The sequence below is a fragment of the Pseudoalteromonas neustonica genome (genome assembly GCF_001653135.1).
Lineage (GTDB): Bacteria > Pseudomonadota > Gammaproteobacteria > Enterobacterales > Alteromonadaceae > Pseudoalteromonas > Pseudoalteromonas neustonica.
Genome location: NZ_BDDS01000001.1, coordinates 398,512 through 417,925, shown reverse-complemented (window position 1 = coordinate 417,925; position 19,414 = coordinate 398,512). Strand labels below are relative to the sequence as shown.

At 39.2% G+C, this 19,414-nt stretch carries 16 protein-coding genes; 6 read left to right on the top strand and 10 right to left on the bottom strand.

The features are described 5' to 3' along the window. Nucleotides 1–15: 15 nt before the first annotated feature. Genes A7967_RS01765 through A7967_RS01755 form a run of 3 tightly spaced genes read right to left on the bottom strand, consistent with a single transcriptional unit; the run spans nt 16 to nt 3,422 of the window. Entirely contained in the window at nt 16–1,161 is a 1,146-nt protein-coding gene (locus A7967_RS01765) for an ABC transporter permease (protein ID WP_054453808.1), read from the bottom strand. Next, the gene (locus tag A7967_RS01760) at nt 1,158–1,892 is read right to left on the bottom strand and encodes an ABC transporter ATP-binding protein (protein ID WP_054453805.1); all 735 of its coding nucleotides are present in this window, start codon (nt 1,890–1,892) and stop codon (nt 1,158–1,160) included. Before A7967_RS01760 ends, A7967_RS01765 begins: the two co-directional genes overlap by 4 nt. A gap of 3 nt (nt 1,893–1,895) precedes the next feature. Next, entirely contained in the window at nt 1,896–3,422 is a 1,527-nt protein-coding gene (locus A7967_RS01755) for an alpha/beta fold hydrolase (RefSeq protein WP_064435320.1), read from the bottom strand. 92 nt (nt 3,423–3,514) lie between these two features. Here A7967_RS01755 and A7967_RS01750 point away from each other — a divergent pair, with 92 nt between their 5' ends. From A7967_RS01750 to A7967_RS01740, 3 genes are read left to right on the top strand one after another with little or no spacing between them, the layout of a single operon-like run. After that, on the top strand, nt 3,515–3,889 hold the full coding sequence (locus A7967_RS01750) for a GntR family transcriptional regulator (RefSeq protein WP_008167164.1): 375 nt from the start codon (nt 3,515–3,517) through the stop codon (nt 3,887–3,889). A 2-nt stretch (nt 3,890–3,891) separates the two neighbouring features. Further along, complete coding sequence (locus A7967_RS01745) at nt 3,892–4,728, top strand: ABC transporter ATP-binding protein (protein ID WP_054203419.1); 837 nt, start codon at nt 3,892–3,894, stop codon at nt 4,726–4,728. Further along, on the top strand, nt 4,725–5,969 hold the full coding sequence (locus A7967_RS01740) for a hypothetical protein (RefSeq protein WP_064435319.1): 1,245 nt from the start codon (nt 4,725–4,727) through the stop codon (nt 5,967–5,969). The genes A7967_RS01745 and A7967_RS01740 overlap by 4 nt, the downstream gene beginning before the upstream one ends. Nucleotides 5,970–6,069: 100 nt before the next feature. Here A7967_RS01740 and A7967_RS01735 read toward each other — a convergent pair whose 3' ends face one another. Continuing rightward, complete coding sequence (locus A7967_RS01735) at nt 6,070–7,923, bottom strand: serine hydrolase domain-containing protein (RefSeq protein ID WP_064435318.1); 1,854 nt, start codon at nt 7,921–7,923, stop codon at nt 6,070–6,072. A 152-nt stretch (nt 7,924–8,075) separates the two neighbouring features. Between A7967_RS01735 and A7967_RS01730 the strand changes: the two genes are divergently transcribed. Both A7967_RS01730 and A7967_RS01725 read left to right on the top strand, forming a co-directional pair. Further along, entirely contained in the window at nt 8,076–9,851 is a 1,776-nt protein-coding gene (locus A7967_RS01730) for a histidine kinase (RefSeq protein WP_064435317.1), read from the top strand. After that, the gene (locus tag A7967_RS01725) at nt 9,848–10,561 is read left to right on the top strand and encodes a LytR/AlgR family response regulator transcription factor (protein ID WP_054203423.1); all 714 of its coding nucleotides are present in this window, start codon (nt 9,848–9,850) and stop codon (nt 10,559–10,561) included. Before A7967_RS01730 ends, A7967_RS01725 begins: the two co-directional genes overlap by 4 nt. Before the next feature lie 87 nt (nt 10,562–10,648). On the opposite strand, the gene A7967_RS01720 is transcribed toward A7967_RS01725, so the two are convergent. From A7967_RS01720 to A7967_RS01695, 6 genes are all read right to left on the bottom strand, one after another. Beyond that, a complete protein-coding gene (locus A7967_RS01720) occupies nt 10,649–11,356 on the bottom strand; it encodes a TorF family putative porin (protein ID WP_054203424.1) in 708 nt (235 codons plus the stop codon). Between the two features lie 42 nt (nt 11,357–11,398). After that, entirely contained in the window at nt 11,399–12,616 is a 1,218-nt protein-coding gene (locus A7967_RS01715) for a BCCT family transporter (protein ID WP_064435316.1), read from the bottom strand. A gap of 413 nt (nt 12,617–13,029) precedes the next feature. Next, complete coding sequence (betA, locus tag A7967_RS01710; protein ID WP_054453791.1) at nt 13,030–14,700, bottom strand: choline dehydrogenase; 1,671 nt, start codon at nt 14,698–14,700, stop codon at nt 13,030–13,032. Next, nucleotides 14,700–16,163 (bottom strand): betaine-aldehyde dehydrogenase, encoded by a 1,464-nt coding sequence (betB, locus tag A7967_RS01705; RefSeq protein ID WP_064435315.1) that lies wholly within the window; start codon nt 16,161–16,163, stop codon nt 14,700–14,702. The genes betA and betB overlap by 1 nt, the downstream gene beginning before the upstream one ends. Before the next feature lies 1 nt (nt 16,164). After that, nucleotides 16,165–16,755 (bottom strand): transcriptional regulator BetI, encoded by a 591-nt coding sequence (gene betI, locus A7967_RS01700; protein WP_054203427.1) that lies wholly within the window; start codon nt 16,753–16,755, stop codon nt 16,165–16,167. 745 nt (nt 16,756–17,500) lie between these two features. Continuing rightward, nucleotides 17,501–18,025, bottom strand: coding sequence for a hypothetical protein (locus A7967_RS01695; protein ID WP_054203428.1), 525 nt, complete (start codon nt 18,023–18,025; stop codon nt 17,501–17,503). A 338-nt stretch (nt 18,026–18,363) separates the two neighbouring features. Here A7967_RS01695 and A7967_RS01690 point away from each other — a divergent pair, with 338 nt between their 5' ends. Next, nucleotides 18,364–19,386: a substrate-binding domain-containing protein gene (locus tag A7967_RS01690; RefSeq protein ID WP_064435314.1), complete on the top strand. Its 1,023-nt coding sequence runs from the start codon at nt 18,364–18,366 to the stop codon at nt 19,384–19,386. Nucleotides 19,387–19,414 lie beyond the last annotated feature (28 nt).

The following is a 19,414-nucleotide window of genomic DNA, read 5'->3' as shown; positions in this document are numbered from 1 at the left end:
TTAAGGTTTTTAAACTTACAAACCAAATACTACTTTTTCGCTTTTAAGCATACGGCTACTTAAATAACTAAATACGCCAAACAATATAATTGTAATCAATGTTGATAGCACTAATTGTGGCACCGGTATTGGGTTGCCTTTAATAAACTCCATGAGTGCAAATTGCTGCGCAGCAATAGGTAACCATTGCACAATATCTGTCGCAATACCGTAAGTCGTTACCATGCTTAATGCCATCGGAATAAATAACACCATCGTCACGTATGATTGCGCCTCTTTAAATGATTTTGCCGTAAACGAAACAAACACCTGTAAACTGGCTGACATAAATGCAATTGGCAAACAAACTACGGCACAAAAAAGCATAAATGACGGTGTAATGGTTACGCTAAACCCTAGCTGCTGCCACGGCACCATACCGTAAGAAAACTTCGACACCACTAGAATGATCGCTAATCCCAGCATAGAGAATGTCGCTATCGCCGCCGATTTTGCTAATACAATGTGTAAGCTACTTAATGGGTGACTTAACAATAATGATAAAGAATTACGTTCACGCTCCCCGGCACTGGTATCTATTGCTAGGTTCATTGCAGCATAAAATACAGTTAAAATCATTGATAGAGTTGCAATCCCCAAGAACATACCACCTTTAGAATCAGGTGTTGCTTGATCATTGACCTCAACCGCAAGCACTCTCATTAGTTGAGGGTCGACACCCCGTGTAATTAACCTTAAGCTAGCCACTTCAGAATTATACAAAGCAAGCGTTTTTTCCACGCGTTGAATATGTTTACGTAGCTTATCATCTGATTTATCTGCAATGAGCGTTACAGTCGCTGGGCGACCTTCGCGCATATTCTTCTGATAATCATCACTTATTTGCAATATAATTGGCTTTAATTTGCTATCCGTATTATCCGTTCCCATTGCGATATCATTGTTTTTTAAATGAGCCACTAAGTTAGGTGCTGAAAGACTATTTTCAATCGTTATTTTTAATGCATCAGGCGATGCAAGCTGTTGTAATAGCAATGTAAAAAGTATGCATATGCCAAGCGGGGCACCAATTGCATAATAAAGTCCTGCCATTACTGAACGTTTGTCACGACTGGCATCCATGACTTCTTTTTTATATAACACTTTTAATAAATTAATCATGCTGCAATTCCTTCGTCACTGCCTATCAAGTCTATGAATGCTTCTTCTAAACTGTCTTTACCTGTTCGCTCACATAACGACTCTACTGAGCCCTCTGCAACCACTTTACCATTGGCCATAATCACCACGTGGTCGCACAATGCAGCCACTTCTTGCATAACATGCGATGAAAACAGTACGCAGTGCCCTTGCGCTTTAAGTAGCAATAATAACTCTCTTAAAATACGTGTACTCATAACATCCAAACCACGTGTTGGTTCATCTAAAATAATGTTTGATGGGTTATGCACAACAGCTTGAGCCAGTGCTGTTTTCATACGCTGCCCCTGTGAAAACCCTTGGCAACGACGATCTGCAATATCATCCATGCTTAATTTTTCGAGCACTTTTGCTGTCGCTTCTTTTGCCGCAACCTCTGACATGCCGCTCAACTGCGCAAAAAAGGTTATATATTCTCTGGGCGTTAATCTCTCATACAATCCACAAGGATCAGGAAACAATCCCAAATTTTGTTTAGCTGCCATTGGATTTTTTGCAACATCAATACCATCAATCTCAGCTATACCTTTATCTGCTTTTAGCAAACCAAACACCGTTCTTAAACACGTTGTTTTGCCCGCACCATTGGGGCCAAGTAAACCCGTTATTTTACCATTTTGTGCGCTAAAGCTAAGATCGTTTAACGCATTAACATCACCAATTTTCTTTGTTAAGTTAGTTACTTTAATCATGGTTTACTCCTTGTCTTGTGCGTTTAAAGTTGCGGTCTGAGTATGCATTGGTGCAACACCATTGATATTCATAAAGAACTGTTTATCGTTTTTATCTTTGATACAGTCGGTATCAATATCTTGCATATTTTTTTGATCAATAAATTGGGCGATTATTTTAGGCGCACACGTTTGCGAGCCGATCCCATGAGTTGCCGTGGGTGATACCAAATGCGTTGCTTCACTCATGCTTACCATAGCAAGTTCAGCCCAACTTGGCGGTGTTGCTGGGTCACGCTCACCAGATAACAGTAACGTAGGTGTTGAGCTGTTAAGGGGTTGATAAAATGATTTATCTACGGCTGTTACATTTAATATTGGGCACATAATATCGAGCCCATCTATCATCAAGCTGCCCACATACGTTTTATTATATTGCTGACGGGTTTGTGTATTTAATCGTGGCCAGTCTTCGCCACAAACGATGGCGTTATGCATACCCATGGCGAGCATTTCTGACATATCAGCCCCAGCCATTAAGCCCGCCAATGCTGCATAATTTCCTTGTGCAGTTTGTGTAATAACCAGTGGCACAATCGCACGACGTGAATGACTGTACAAAGCCATACGTATTGCCCCGAAAAACTTTGTTTTTGTAACAGCGAGTGTAATAGTCTCATGTGTACGCGGATGTAAAACCTGCACCTCGACTGGTTGAGCATCGAGTTTAGCCAATAAAGCTGTAAACTCAGTTTTCAAATCAGGGTATTGCTGAGCACACTGTGCGTTGGCTTCACAACGACTAAATAGGGCTGCAAGCGAGCTATCAATAGCCTCACCAATGGCAGCTAAACTTTGTTGCATAGGTACAACACCATCAAGCGTGCTGGTGATCACTGAACTTGGAAATTGACGCGTATATTCCTGCGCTATTCGCGTGCCGTAGGACACCCCATATAGATGAAACCCTTTGTAGCCAAGCGCTTTTCGTACCGCTTCAAAATCTTTAGCGGCAACGGGTGTAGTGAAATGACTTAAATCAATATTGAGCTTATCTTTACACTTTTGCGTGTCTTGCGCGCCCAGAGCAGGTAAATCAGCAAAGGCTTCATTAAATGCAAACTGCGTTTGCAAGTCATCACTGTCACACTGCAACTTATTTGAATAACCCGTGCCACGCTGATCAATCAATACTATATCGCGTGTTTCACGGGCAAATTGTAAGTTTCTATTAAAGATAGCTGCGAGATCAATTGCGCCTTGCCCTGGACCTCCGGCAAAACCAAGAATGGCTTCGTCAGGGTAACTTGGTTTAATAGCTGGAATTACAGCAAAGTGGATATCAATATTACCATCCGCCGGATTTTGCGATAAAGACTGGCTAATACTGCCACACATCAACCTATCAGCAAGCCCTTCCATGTAGCAAGGTGTGAGTAATGGTTGGTTTTTTTTATTATTATCAGCTAATACAGCTGTTGAGCCGGCCAATAATATTGGTAATATTGTAAGCTTTATCAGGCTTTTACGTAAATTAAACATGATTTTCATTAATCTTTCCCTTGTTGCATTTTACACTCAATATGATAACTTAACCTTAGTGTATCGGTGTATTAATGTATTAATACAGTAGAGAAAGAGTAATGCTAGAATTTATTAATGTCAACCCTAATAATGGCGATCCAATCTATAAACAATTGCATGAGCAAATTGTGCGCTTGATTGTGGGCGGGCAATTATTAACCGGTGAAGAGCTGCCATCAGTGCGTAAAATAGCAGATCACTTTGCTGTAAACCCGATGACGGTATCACGTGCAATAGGTCAATTGGTCGATCAAGGCTGGTTAGAGCGTCGTCGCGGTCAAGCCACCCGTGTGGCACAAAAAACATCGCAACAACCTGATCAACAAGACACCTTGCTTTTTAAGGCTATCGATCAACTCGTTCAACAAACAAAACAGCTTGATGTATCGCAAGAAGCGCTCGTCGAGCTTATAAAAAAACGATGGAAATTATAAACATGGAACAGCCCCTTCTTAGCTACAATAATATTTATAAAAGCTATGACCAACGCAGTGTATTAAACAATGTTTCGCTTGCTTTAGAGCCTGGTATGGTCATTGGTTTACTGGGTAAAAATGGTGCAGGTAAAACGACATTATTACGCAGTGCGCTTGGGTTGATAGCACCTGATCAAGGTGAGATACGTGTTTTTGGTGAACCCAGTGATAAGCTCAGCGCACAAAGTAAAGCCCAAATAGGTTATGTGCCACAACAAACATTTGGTTATGAAGGCTTTAAGGTCGCTGATGCTTTGGCACTACACCGCAGCTTTTACCCTACATGGGATCTGCAATTAGAAGCTAAATGGCTCAAACGGTTTGAGCTGGCGACTGATGCTGCAATTAACGACTTATCTATCGGCCAACGTCAAACTTTAGCGCTGATCATGGCTATGGCTTATCATCCCAAATTACTTATTTTAGATGAACCAGTAGCCAGTTTGGATCCAATAGCACGACGCGAGTTTATGGGCGACTTGTTCGACTTAGCATTAGACTCAGGCTCTGGTATTTTATTTTCCTCACATATCACATCCGATATAGAACGTGTAGCCAGTCATATAGCCCTAATAAAAGACGCCGAACTTATCTTGATTGACGAATTAGATGTCGTACGCGATACCATTAGAAGAGTCAATTTTACAGAGCAAAACATCGATCTAAGTGCCTACCGCGTGCTTAATTTGCAAGCAAACTCAGCCATTATTTATGGCTACCAAGGAGAGCCTATTCCGGGCGCACTTGCCATCAACCATTTATCACTAGAGCAACTATTTGTGGAGCTGCATGGATGATGAATGCAGTAAAACGACCTTGGTATCAGGGTAGTCTCAATTTTTGGTTTAAAGATTTGGGCTGCGCCAGCTACTTAATTCAGGCTATTTTAGCCACAGCCGCATGTATCATTTTTATTCGTGTGGAATCGTTATCAACTATGATGATGATATTTGCTGTTGTGTGTGCTTATTGTGCGCTTGCATGGCAAAGTATCCGAATGCAAGCAACTGAATGGCAATGCTTAGTCGCTGATTACTGCAAACATGTAATGTTTCAAGGTAAAGTTTTTATTGCCTTAATAAACCTCACTCTGCTGTGTAGTATTGCCCTATCGCCTAGCTTAAATAACATTAACATGCTGTTACTAGCAAACACCTTGGGCTTGAGTATTTGGTTTATTTGCCGCGTTACAAGCCACTTATTTACAACATGTTGTTATTTAGCATTCACATTCGCAATTATTATACCCACCTTTTCTGAACACTTACCTTTGTGGTTAATACCATGCTCTTTGCTGGTTTTAAGTCTAATTTTACTATGTAAAAACAAATTAGGTATGCCCTATATATGGCAAGCCGGTGCACTTATAAATTACCGCCAAGGCCTTCAGTCAGGTTGGTCGCCCGTACCAAGTGGATTTTTATCAAATTACGGCACAGCCATAAATAAACAACTATTCCCATTGAGTTATTTTGTTGGCTCAAGTTTATCGCAATACATTATTTTATTAGTGCTCTTTTCTATCATAGCAATAGTGATAAACTTTTTTTATAACATTGCAGAGCATGTATTATTCGCTTTAACATTAATGCTGTTAGCTGCGGTTACGTTATGCCAATGGGCAAAAGCACAACGTTCACAATCGTGGGAATTACTCACCACTTTACCAATTTATAATGGGAGTCACGCAGTTAAAGTTGCCCTTAGTAACAGTGCACTTAAATTTTCATTGTTAATTGGCGTTCTGTGCTTCGTTAGTGCATCTATATTGCTACTGACCCATCAACAATGGCAACTTCTAAATGTTGCAAGTTATGCGATAGCCTGTATAGCAGCTACACTGACAAGCTTTGTTCTTGGCAATGTATTTAAAAATATAAACGTACTGAGTGTTTTATTATGTTTATCGTGTGGCGTGAGTATGGGAACTGTCAATGTAATGATTGAACATGGCGATAGCATATTGAAGCTTTTACTTATTTCACTTTATGCCAGTGTTTTGGCTGTTTTGAACCGCTTTACAATAAAATACTTATAAACTACTTCAAAAACCCTTTGCCTTTAGCGATGCTTAGTTTAGCGGGTGTTTATCAAAAAGATTTAACACCCGCTATTCCACATTCTAAATCTATAACTACTTATTGCTTTTTAAGGGTATGTATCATCTTTTGTGCATTTGAATTTTGTGGGTTCAATTGCAAGGATTGCTCATAGTTTGCTATCGCATTAACAGTATCTCCAAAGAGCATGTACGCTTCTGCTAAACTATCAAATGCATTTGCATCATCAGGATATAGATGGCTATAAACCCTAAAAAGCGTTATAGCTACTTGGTAGTCCTTGTTACCTAACGCATTATATCCGGCATTATTAATTGCATTAGCTGAAAGCAATTTTGAATCAGGATAGTTTTTTTTCCATGCTTTATATGCCTTTAATGTGCTTATAAAATCAGCGTGTTTTGCTACTTCAAAAGGAAGTTGTTCATCTTTTTCAAGTTTGCGCATCGCACGCTCAGTTAAACCACTCCCAACATTATTTAGTACTAAAAAATATTTATTAGATAAAGGGTTCATTACAACACTTATCTGATTAGGGTTATTATCTACAGTAAACATCCCACCTCCTTGATAATGCATTTTAACGCCTTTTTTGTTTTGAAGGGGATCTTCATATATCAAGTCGTTACCGGATTTTGATAATGTAATCGTCACTATTTGATCAAACTGAGATAAATACCTGCCGAGCATTTTCTCTATTTGATGCTTGGGGGGTTTTGCTGTTGCTGAAATTACACGTGCCCATTTCATTTTTTTTATCGTACTGTCAATAAACGCATCTATTGCAGGGTTTCTGTGCTCTGTTGTCGCATTCATAAAAACCATAATGCCTTTACCACCTTGCATTGTTGACATAATATGCCCGCCAGTACCAGTGTTTGAGCCTCCATGCGAGAACCACTCTAAATTACCTTTGGCCTCAAATCTCATCCAACCCGGTGACCACCCACCTATTTTTTTAAGCGTGTGAATATCTGTAGTGGTACGTGCTACGAATGTTGAAATAACCGACGTTACTTTACCTGCTAACGCCTTTTGATATTCAATTGTGAATTTGGCCATGTCTTGTGGCGTACTCCACAGCCCAGATGGTGCTATTTGCGGACAAATTGGTATGCCATCTCTTATAACCTGCTGCTGACGATCATGAACCTTCGCAACATTAGTTAAAAATTGTTTATCTCCATTTTGATACATCGTTGTATTTTTCATACCTAATGGATCAAATAGCATCTTTTGAGCTAATGCTTGCAATGGTTTACCGGTTATATCTTCAATCGCAACTTGTACTATTACATACCCTCCGCCACTGTATTGCCAATCAGTGTCAGGGGCAAATAGCATCGAAATCGGACGTTTATATCGTGGTAACTTTTTACCTTCAAGCACATCTATAAGGGTTGGAATATCATCCCCTAAATGAAAGTCAGCATATCCGCCTTGGCTCATCCCTGCGGTATGCGACAACAACTGCCGAATAGAAAGGTTTTTTGATGACTCAAACACTGATGAAGGTAACGCCCAGCGTTTTAAATAGTTACTCACAGGTGTATCTAAATCTAATTTACCTTGCTCTGCGAGCATTGCTGCAATTGTTGCAGTGACAGGTTTTGCAATAGATGCCGTTGAGAAAGCAGTAAATTGATCAATTTTCTGCTTACTTTTAGTATCTTTAACGCCTGCAAAATTAGTATAAATCACTTTATAATCATCAATAACAGCAAAACTTAGCCCAGGTATTTTGTAGTTATCAATAAACTGCTGATAACTATATTCTTCACCTACCGGTGACGTAAAAGTAGTTAATTGATGTGTATTACCAGTTATAGATAGTTGCGTTTTTTGAGTGTTAGCGACACACACACTAGCCACAATTAAACTTAGCGCTGCGCAACATTTACTCAAAGTCATGATAGTTTTTTTAATAGCCATAGGAGCATCTCGTTCTGTAAATTAAACCTCAGTGTGGCGCATTAGCCGCCTTAAATAAGCAACTTATGCATGAACGGCTCGTATAATTCCTCAACACCTCGAATGTTTTCCTTTTTTATTGCTAAGATGGGGAATATAAAAGAGGGAACACAATGCTTAAGTATCAGCTCATATTCGTTTTATTTTTTACAAGCTTCGCTACCTATGCGCAAGAGCCTGATGCTATCTTTGCCGAGCACTATTATTTAATTGATGATGACGATATTGCTTATTCATTACCTATCGTAAACCGCTCTGTGTGGCAAAAAAATACATTTCACGGTATTAAAAATTCAAAAAATATTCGATGGGTGCAAATGGACTTTAATTTTGAAAAAAAGCCCTCGTCTTCGCTAGGTTTGTTTATTAGTATTTTGGGATCGTTTGAGGCTTATTGGGATGGTGTTTTAATAGGTAAAAATGGCCTTGTAGGTGATTCTCAACACACTGAAGTTGCGGGCCTGATCGATAAAATAATGCTGTTGCCTAATACTGCAACTGATAAAGGCACACATACTTTAAGTTTACGTATTTCTAATCAGCGCGTTTCTTCTGAGGTAGATTATGTATCGTTTACAAGTGCGATAACAGAATATGACTATTTAATACAGCTGCCTTATAAAAAAGCCAGTTTACCGTTGATAATGACCAGCGCCTTACTCTTAATTGCTTTGTACTCATTGATTGTATTTATTACTAGTTACCGCCAATCCAGCTACTTAATATTTAGCATATTATGCTTAAGTATTTTGGTTCTAATTTTTGTAGAATCATGGCGTGGTCTTATGCCTTACCCTTACGATTGGCAAATCCCTCGCTTACAAATAGTTTTAGCATTGTCGTGCTTAATTTCACTGCTTTTCACCTGTTTTTTTGCATGGTTTTTTAAATTATCAAAAACAAATCGTACAACATGGCTAGCACTTGTTATTTGCTTGCAAACTGTGTTGTTAATCACGATTGATGGTTATGATAATAGAAGCTTATATGTATTTTTAGTGGGCGTTTTTAGTGCTGTGTGCATTTGTATCAAAGCTATCATTACGCAACAAGCCAATGCAAAATTAATGGTTTTGGGTTTAGCTCTATTCATTGCACCTATTTTTATAAATAGTTATTCATACATGGATCAGTACTTTTTTCTCTCTTTTGCTGGGTTAATCTTTTTAATGCTCTATACCCTTGCACAAACCATGAGTGCTAATACCAAACAACTTGAACAAAGTAAAATTAATGCAAGTCGCCTTGAGCTTGAATTAGTCAAACGTAATCTACAACCTCATTTTATCTTAAACACATTAACAGCTGTTGAAGAGTGGATTGAAGACTCACCTGCAACAGCGGTAAAATTTATCCACGCCTTAGCGGATGAGTTTAGATTTATGGCGCAACTGTCTGCAAAAAAAATAATCAATCTCCAAGATGAAATCGACTTATGCCGTTCCCATTTAAAAGTTATGACATATCGCTCAAATATAAATTACTCCCTAAGAGTGGATATATCTCACCCGAATAACTGCATTCCACCGGGTATTATTTTAACATTAATAGAAAACGCAATTTCGCATAACCATTATCAACAAGGCCATATTACCTTCTTTTTTGAGCAAAAAATAATGAATAACACGCAGTATTTAACGTTTATCGTCCCTATAAATGCGATTACTCATAATTCAAACAAAAATGCTACACAAGAACGTACACAGAATAAAATAGGCGCTGGTATTGGTAATAAATACATAGCAGCAAGGTTAAATGAAAGCTTTTCTAATCAATGGTCTTTATTGCAGGATATTGAAAAACAACAATGGGTTACAAAAATTTCAACGCCGTTAATAGATTATGACGATCACCGTGCTAATAATAGCAACCTCAAGGATCCCCTATGAAAAAAGTATTAATGGTTGAAGATGAATTTATGGTAGCAAAAAGATTAAAGCGCTTTATTGAGAACGCCTTTGATGAACAAAAAATCGAATTGCATATTTGTACTAATCTTGACGACGCCTACGATTACTTAGCCGATCACCCTATTGATGTTTTATTTTTAGATTTAAACCTGCAAGGTAAAGATGGTTTTGAGTTATTAAAGCACACCCTCTGTGAGAGCTTCCACACAATTATTGTTTCTGCTAATAGCGATCGAGCGATTGACGCGTTTGATATTGGCGTACTCGATTTTGTAGCGAAGCCATTTACTCAAGAGCGTATTAAAAAGGCAATAAACCGGTTACAACAGCAGCATAATGGGGCTAGCAAATACTTAACCTATAAATATTTAGGAAAAATCGAATTACTTCCAATAGAAGATATTCTCTATATCAAAGCTGACGGCCATTACAGTGTGATTGTAACTAAAGCCCAGCAAAACAGAGGCACTAAACAAATTTTACACGATAAGAATTTAGATAAATTACTCACATTATTGAGCCCAGACTTTATCCGGATACACCGCTCGTATGTATTGCCAATATCTAACATTAAGGCATTACTCAGTGAAGAAGGCAGCAAATATAACGTGCAACTTCATACCGGTGAACAGCTCCCTATAGGCCGTACCAGACTTAGTACCTTAAAGGCTAAAATAAATGGTGAATAACAAAACAGAAACCAAGCTTACAAGAAAGCACATAAAACTGCTCTAAAAGCAGTTTAATGCGCTTTCTTATGATTCTAAAATACTGTTTTATAGCGAGAAAGTACGGCCTATAGACAATACAATACGCTCATCAGCAGTATCGATATCTAAGCTGGTGTTTTCAGCAGCTACTTCAATATCAAAACCTTCAAAGCTGGTTTGATAAGCAAGACGATAATGGTTGTAAGATTTACCATCCGTATCCCAAGCAAACTTATCACCATCGAGTGAGTTTGAAATATCAAAGCTCGCACGTAATGCATGATTAGGCGCAAGTTCAATCGTATGCGCAACCATAGATATTACATGTCCAGCACCTGTGCCAAAGTAATCCCAGCTATACCAAAAATTAAGCTCTGTTTGGCCTAAGTCGCTTGCATAACCAAATTTAGTGTAGGCTTCAAAGTAATTACCTTCGCTTGAGCTACTTTGTCCGTGGTAGCTATAATAGGCTATACCGTAGTCAACGCTCAGCGCATCATTTAACTGCGCATATCGGCCAAAGTACGCATCCCATTCAATGTTTGTATCGTCACCAAAATCAACATTTGATGCCCAAGTACCCGCATACATGCCCGTATCACCAAATGAATAATCAAGGCTACCTTGAAGTGCAGGATCATTTTTCGTTTGGCTTACGCCGTTAAACGTATAATCAGATGCACCTGTTACAGTCGCTGACCAATCAGCTAATACTGATGTTGAAAAAAGGGCAAATGGTAGTGCCACTGCTAGTACTATTTTTTGTGTTGTCATGTTAATTCCTTCGCATATTTTTAAACGGCTGCTTAGTTAATATTAGTCAGCGGTTTCAATTTTTGTATAATCAATTTTGTTGTCTTTCGGCGAGCTGTCTATATTACTCACAGTCTTAACTTTGCTGTACGCAATAAACGCAGCACAACCAAAGAACAAACCAATCACTAATGCGCCAACCCACTGAATTTGTAAAAAGTTTAGCTTGAATAACAGGGTTAACAACGATAAAGCCACAACGTTGAATGCTATATATTTAAATTTACCTAAACGTTTCACGGTCAAGTTCATATTGTCTGTGTATAAACGTATTAATGAATCAAGCGAATTGATCACAAACACAACACCTACAAACGCCATAGCAAAGTTTTTCAATCCTGCTGTTGGAATGCCTGCTTCGTGGTACTGATACAGAACACTAAACCACACCGCAATCGGAATTGAAGGGAAAATAAGCATAGCGCCGAGTACTTGGTACGTTTTTAATCCACCGACAAAGCGCGAAGTAAATTGACCAATCATAATGCTCCATGCAAACCACCAAAATAAGTAAAACTCATGGTAATCGTTCAGTGGTAATACAAACTCGTGAATATTGCTAAAGTAGCTACCAATTAATACAAGGTTATCTGTAAACGCAGCTGTTTGAACATCACTGCCCATAAACGCGCCAACCCACATAAAGGCAATTAAGGCGATAAATAACCAAGACGTTGCAATACTTAAAAAACGTACATACTTAATATCGGTGCTTGAATACACCGCAAAGCAAATAGCGGCAAATACAATTAAGTAGAAGGTTGGAATAATGGATTCGCCATCCCCCAGCGCAGGTAAATACCATGGTAGGTTAGAGAGCAATAAAAAGGCTGTAAACGCACAAGTACCAATAATGACAACATTATTGATTAATTTCACCCAAGAAATTTCGAAAAATTTAACCTTAGGTTCTATTACACAGAAATAAAAGCACGTAAGAAAGTAAAATCCCCAGATCAGAAAGCCCCAATAACCAAACTCAATGGCCAATGGATTGGCAAACGCATACTCTGGGCTTGCTTTTATGTCTGCATAACCTGCAAACTCAGTAAGTGGAAACATAATCAAGCCAACGTCTAAGCCTGATGTAAATAAAATGGCGATAAAGGTAAAGGTTCTTACGGGGGTAACCCCAACACACTGTACATTTCCCCATTTAACTAAAATTGCAACAATTGCTAATAGAGTGAAAATAATGCCAGCACTAAGCCATAAGGTCATAATTTCCTCCCCAAAATAAATGATAATAGGTCATTCTTACTCCGTGTTTTTAGCCTCGCATTAACGCACCACAAACAACTTATGGTGCGCGCCACTGCAAGCCCCAAAGTGCAACATGCACTCAAGGTGACATTGATACCCAAACCACCTCAAGCAGCGAGCATCGTTGGAGTTAAAAGCGATTTAGGCAAGGCATTGATTGCAAGTAATAGTGGTTCTATTATTAAAATCAATCCCTTATAAAAGTAACCCAGTATAAATCGCTTTTAAACCAACCCGTAGGGCGTTTCACAGGCACTTACTTTCATCGTTGTTACTTCTTAAAAGGGACTGCCATTGTTGCAAAGTAACGCCTTGATATTAAGCCCCTGTGAAACGCTGAATTCAGCTTCTTGAGGTAGTTTGGGTATTTATTAAATCTCCGAGCTACGCTGCACAGTTTGCCATTGTGATTCAATAACAACTTTTGCATGCGATTTACTAAGGGGTGGCTTACCTAAAATTAGGTCTGCCGCTTTTTCTGCCACCATAATAGTTGGCGCATTTAAATTACCATTTGGGACGGTTGGGAAGATTGACGAATCCACCACTCGTAACCCTTTGATACCGTGTACTTGGGTATTTGAGTTAACAACTGCCAGCTCATCTTCGCCCATTTTGCATGAACATGAAGGATGATAAGCACTCTCAACAGCTTGACGCACAAACGCATCTATTTGCTCATCTGTTTGAATATCTTTACCGGGTTGAATTTCATCATCTCGGTAGTCATCAAATGCATTTTGTTCGATGATTTCTCGCGTTAGGCGAACACACGCTCTAAACCCTTCAATATCATCTTGGTGCTGTAGATAGTTAAATTGAATTTTTGGTGCGACAGTGGGATCGGCTGACTTAATCGTCACTTCACCACGGCTTTTAGGCTTGTTATGACCTACGTGTACTTGAAAACCATGCCCAGCAAAGGCACTTTGCCCATCGTAGCGAATTGCAGCAGGTAAAAAGTGATACTGAATGTCAGGCCATTCAACACCCGCTTTTGAGCGAATAAATGCACATGATTCAAAATGATTAGTCGCGCCAAGACCACTGCGATTTAATAACCAACGCGCACCAATCAAGCCTTTTGAAATTAAACCTAACTTGCCATTTAAAGTGATTGGCTGTTTACACTTATATTGAAAATAAAACTCTAAATGATCTTGTAGGTTTTGACCCACGCCCGGCAAGTGATGCTTAACCTCAACACCCGCGGCTTTAAGTGTTTCACTATCACCAATACCTGAAAGCTGTAATATATGGGGTGACCCTATTGGCCCCGCACTTAAGATGACCTCTTTACTCGCTTTGGCTTTAACTTTATGACCATTAACACTGTATTGAACGCCTGTGGCTTTTTTACCATCAAGCAATACTTTTTCCGCTAATGCACCCGTTATCACCACTAAGTTTTTACGTGATTTAACCGGATCTAAATACTCTCGACTTGCAGAGCTGCGCACGCCATCTTTTACCGTCATGTGCATAGGGCCAAAACCCTCTTGCTGCGAGGCGTTATAATCGTCCGTTTTGGCGTAACCAGCTTGCTGGCCTGCTTTTATAAACGCTTTATAAAGCGGGTTAGCCATTTCGTTACCGTTATTAACACCCAGCGGGCCGTTATCACCACGGTAACCATTTTTTCCTAAATAAAAGGACTCTGCTTTTTGAAAATACGGTAAACACGACTGATAATCCCAGCCTTGCGCGCCATGTTGCTGCCATTCGTCAAAGTCTTTAGCGTGACCACGTACATACACCATGCCATTTATAGACGACGAGCCGCCTAATACTTTACCGCGAGGGCAATGCATTGTGCGGTTATCTAAAAATGGTTCTGCGTCGGTATGAAACTGCCACGCGTATTTATCTGAGTTCATAGGGATAGAAAGTGCTGTAGGCATTTTAATAAAAATACTCTTATCGCTGCCGCCAGTTTCAAGCAGTAAAACGCGTTTAGATTTATCTTCAGATAAACGATTAGCCAGCACACAGCCTGCAGAACCTGCACCCACTATGATGTAATCATATGTTTGTGCAGTCATTAAAACGGGCTCTCTATATCAGTCATACCTACGTAAATAGATTTAGTTTGCGTATAGTGATCAAGTGTTTCAATACCATTCTCGCGGCCAATACCTGATTGCTTATAGCCACCAACAGGCATTTCTGCCGGTGAGTTACCGTAGCTGTTAATCCAACAAATACCCGCTTGCATTTGATGAATAACACGGTGTGCGCGTTTAATATCTTTGGTAAACACGCCAGCTGCTAAGCCTAAGTGCGTGTCGTTAGCGCGGCGAATAACGTCGTCTTCATCTTCAAAGACAAGCACACTCATTACGGGGCCAAAAATCTCTTCTTTAACAATTGTCATATCGTCGGTGCAATCGGTAAAGACTGTCGGCGCAACAAAGTAACCATTTGGCGCAGACTCAGGCCTAAGTGCCTTGCCGCCAGTTAATAGCGTTGCACCTTCATTGATGCCTTTCTCAATATAACCCATCACTAAGTTGTGATGATTTTTTGAAATAAGCGCACCAAAATTAACGCTAGGATCGAGTGGATCACCGGCAACAATGTTTTGCTCAGTACGGGTTTTTAGCTCATCAATAAATTGTTGATAAACACTCTTGTGCACATAAATACGCGTACAGTTAGTACAAATTTCACCTTGCGTATAAAAATTGCCTAGCATAGCAGCGCTCACTGCTTGTGATATATCAGCATCTTCAAATACTAATAATGGCGACTTACCACCAAGCTCCATGGTTACATCTTTAAGTGTACCTGCTGCACTAGCTACAACCTTTTTACCTGTGCCCACTTCGCCAGTAAACGAGACTTTTTCAATATCAGGGCTGTGCGTTAACCATTGACCAACTTCTGCTGCACCTTGCACAACATTAAATACGCCTGCGGGTACGCCTGCTTCTGTAAATATTTCAGCCAATTTAATCGCGCCAAGTGGTGTTTCTTCAGATGGCTTAAAAATAAGTGCGTTACCAGCAGCAAGTGCCGGCCCTGACTTCCAACATGCAATTTGAAGCGGGTAATTCCACGCACCAATACCTGCGCAAATACCTAATGGCTCTTTACGGGTGTAATAAAAGTCCTCGCCCACCATTTGTTGCTGACCGACTTGTGCGGGTGCTAGCCCTGCAAAATATTCAATGACATCGGCACCTGTTTGCACATCAACACATTCAGCCTCTTGCCAAGGTTTACCCGTATCCAGCACTTCAATTTTTGCAAGTAAATCATTGCGCTCACGTAGTAAAGCAACTGCTTTTAATAAAATGCGACTACGTTCAATGGGTGCTATGGCTGACCAAACAGCAAACCCTTGCTTAGCGCTTTCAATCGCGGCGTTTTGTACAAAACTATCAGCGACTTCTACATGATAAATTACTTCATCAGTTGCAGGGTTTTTAACCGCGAATGTTTCACCGCTTTGGTTTTTTAAGAAATCACCGTTAATAAAATTTTGGTAAACTGGCGTTGTCACATTAAGCTCCATACTGCTTGATTAGTGAACGTACAAAGTTTTTAGCTAAGTGCTCACAATGTTCAAATTGATCTTGATCAGACTTACTTAGTACAGCTCGTAACCATAAGCCATCAATCATGGCAGCACTTAGTTCAGCTGCTAATTTGGCGTCGTCAATACTCATTAACTGTTTAAATGAGCTGGTTAAATTACTAAAAAGTCGTCGGCTATTTACATTCTGTAAACGATGTAATTCAACATCGTGCATTGATTGCGCCCAAAAACTTAACCACGTTTTGGTGGTGTCGCTTTGCTGCTGTAAGCGCGCAAAGTTGGCTTCGATGATAAGCATCAGCCTTTGTTCGGGCGTCGTTGTAGATGTTAACCGTTCAATTAATACCTGCTTTAAGTTAGTTAACAAGTAGCGCACAGTTGCTTCAATCAGGCCCTGTTTACCACCAAAGTAATGGCTAATAATACCCGACGACAAACCGGCTTTTTGGCTTATGCTATTAATCGTCGTTGCTTGTAATCCACGCTCAGCAACAGACTCTATTGTGGCGTCTATTAACTGTTGACGACGAACAGGTTCCATTCCAACTTTAGGCATATTTTTTATTAATTGAACGTTCAATAAAAATAAAGGTTAAAGTAATAGAACTGATAATTCAAGGTTGACAAGCTGTGAATGAACAAAGGGTGGTATAGGAAAGTTAAGCTAAGTCACTGTATTAGCATTTATAAATCGACTTAGAAAAAAGGTTTAAAAAAGTCAAAAATAATTGCTATTTTTATTAATATGTCGCGAAATGCAGCAATAATGCTCATAGTGCAAGTAACCCGAGTTCTGGTTAAATAAATTCACACCAGGAGTTTGATAACGTCTGCTTGTGATAAATTTATAATGATTTTCATCGTATTTCTATTGTAGTGGTGAATTGTAGTGGAGATAGAGTGTACGAAAAGATCACTCGCGTTGTGCTTTAAATGAATTTTCCTTGAGTTTATTTAATATCATTTCCATTGTAGGTATTTGTTAGGTTCTAACATCTGTGGTTCGCGGACACTTTCACATATCGCCAGCATAAACAGAGCAATATGATGTTTGTGCCCTTATGCAAAAATGTTATTAGAGCGTGTTGACCTTTGTGGATTGAAATTTGTTCAATCTAGGGGCGATTTAATCGCGGCGCGAGGTTTGCAATCGAGTGGGCTCGATAGCTGCTCCTGCGTTATTCTACTGGCTCACACCCATGTGAGAATAAGTAAAAACCGAGCAAAACACAGTTACCTCGCTTGATGACGGCCGCAACCACTATTTTTACAGCTTCACAATCCATAGCCCACTCTTTGTATTAGTTATTAATAACAGCTTTTAGCTTATTAAGTGCTGAAACTGAAAACCCACGGTCATAAAAGTAAATAATTGTTCCATCGCTATCCAGTAGCACTACTCGAGTATTATTTGGGTTTTCGTTACCCGTGAAAGCTTGTACTGCATCTCCATCTTTATAAATTGTGATAACTCCACCCCACAATTCTTTTGGGATACCCTTTCTCATACCGTTATCTATCAGTGTGCTAAACATGCGCGGCGCCATACCTTGAATTGTTGGTAACTCATAAGTAGGTATTGTTACACCAGTCATATCAAGACCTATTAACCAGCGGTCAATATCAAACTGACTATCTTGTTTATAGCCTATCAATAGTAAACTAAGTTGTTCGTTAAAATCAGTGGGGATCGTTATCCGCTTCTTCTCTAAATTTTCACCGCTTACAATTGGGAACTGTTGACCACTCACGTCTTGGTTTGGGTATTGACTTGAGCAGCCAGTCAATACCATGAATACAAAAGTAATAATTAATAATCTAAACATATGCACGTCTCTTTTTGTTTATTATTCAACCTGTAATTTTAAGGCGTTTAAATGATAATTTTTATACATATACGCTAAAGCAACAATAAAAGATTCATTATCCTTCAATCAACGTTGTGATTTGTAATACTTTGCTAAAATCGCATCAGCCAATTCATTGTGTATCAATCGCATAGGTATTATTCAAAGCAGTGACTAGCAGGCCGCTTTCTATTGTTACCTTACGACTTTAATAAAATGCTAAAACAGGTGATTATTGTGTTAAATAAATGCTACATTCAAACTTAGTTAATAGCACTTATAGCTTAAGATAATTTTTAAAGAGAGAGTATTTACTTATGTCACTGCGTTCATCTGTGCGTTTTAAACACATAAAAATTGCATTGTTGTTTTTAATTAGCTCGGTGTGTGTCACATTTACTCTACATGCCAAGGCACAAATTGTGATTGGTATCGTCGGGAAAACAAAAAATGACAGCTTTTATATACAATCATTTAAGGGTTGTCTAAAGTTTGCAGAATCAATGCCTGATGTTACCTGCGTATATGATGGCCCTGACGATTATCAAGATATTCGAACGCAATCACTCATTATTCAGGACTTAGTAAAGGATGAGATCGACGGTTTACTCTTAGCAACGACGGATTCGGATTACTTAGTAAGCAGGGTATTAAAGGATCTTGATAGACAAAATATCCCCGTGATCACTTTTGACTCAGATCTACTGCCTAAAGATCATCAATATAGGCTTGCGTATGTTGGTACAAACAATTTTGAGTTTGGTGTTGCACTTGGTAATCAAATTAAATTATTTGCGAAAGATTCTCCCCTAAATACCGTGTGTATTCAATCTGGCCATCAAACAACACCTAATCTCAATGAGCGGATCGCTGGTGTAAGATTTGCACTTTCAGGCAAAAGTGAGAAACGACTATCAGGTGAAAATGGTTGGGATGAATTTAGCCGCTGCCCTTTATACAGTTTAGGAAAAAGGGGGACTTCCTTGGAGCAGTTAAAAAACGTATTAAAAATGAAGCACCCCCCTCTTTTCTTGGCTGTTGCAGGGTTTGCTCAGTTCAACTCTGATTACATTAAATCAGTACAATCGCATAAAAGCAGGATAGAATCTGGTAATGTCGTCATTATTTCAGCAGATACTGAAGAGGTGCAGTTACGAGCTTTAAAGCAAGGTCTATCGCAATCTAATATTGGTCAAAATCCATTTGAAATGGGTCGCTTAAGCGCAGAGTTAATGTACAACTTTATTGTGAATGATAAGAAACCTGAAAAGCCTTTCTACTACTTAGATTTTCACTATTGCACTAAGAGAAATGTAGATACTTGCACTAAAAATTATTAAACACTCAAACAGAAGACTTTTAAAATGA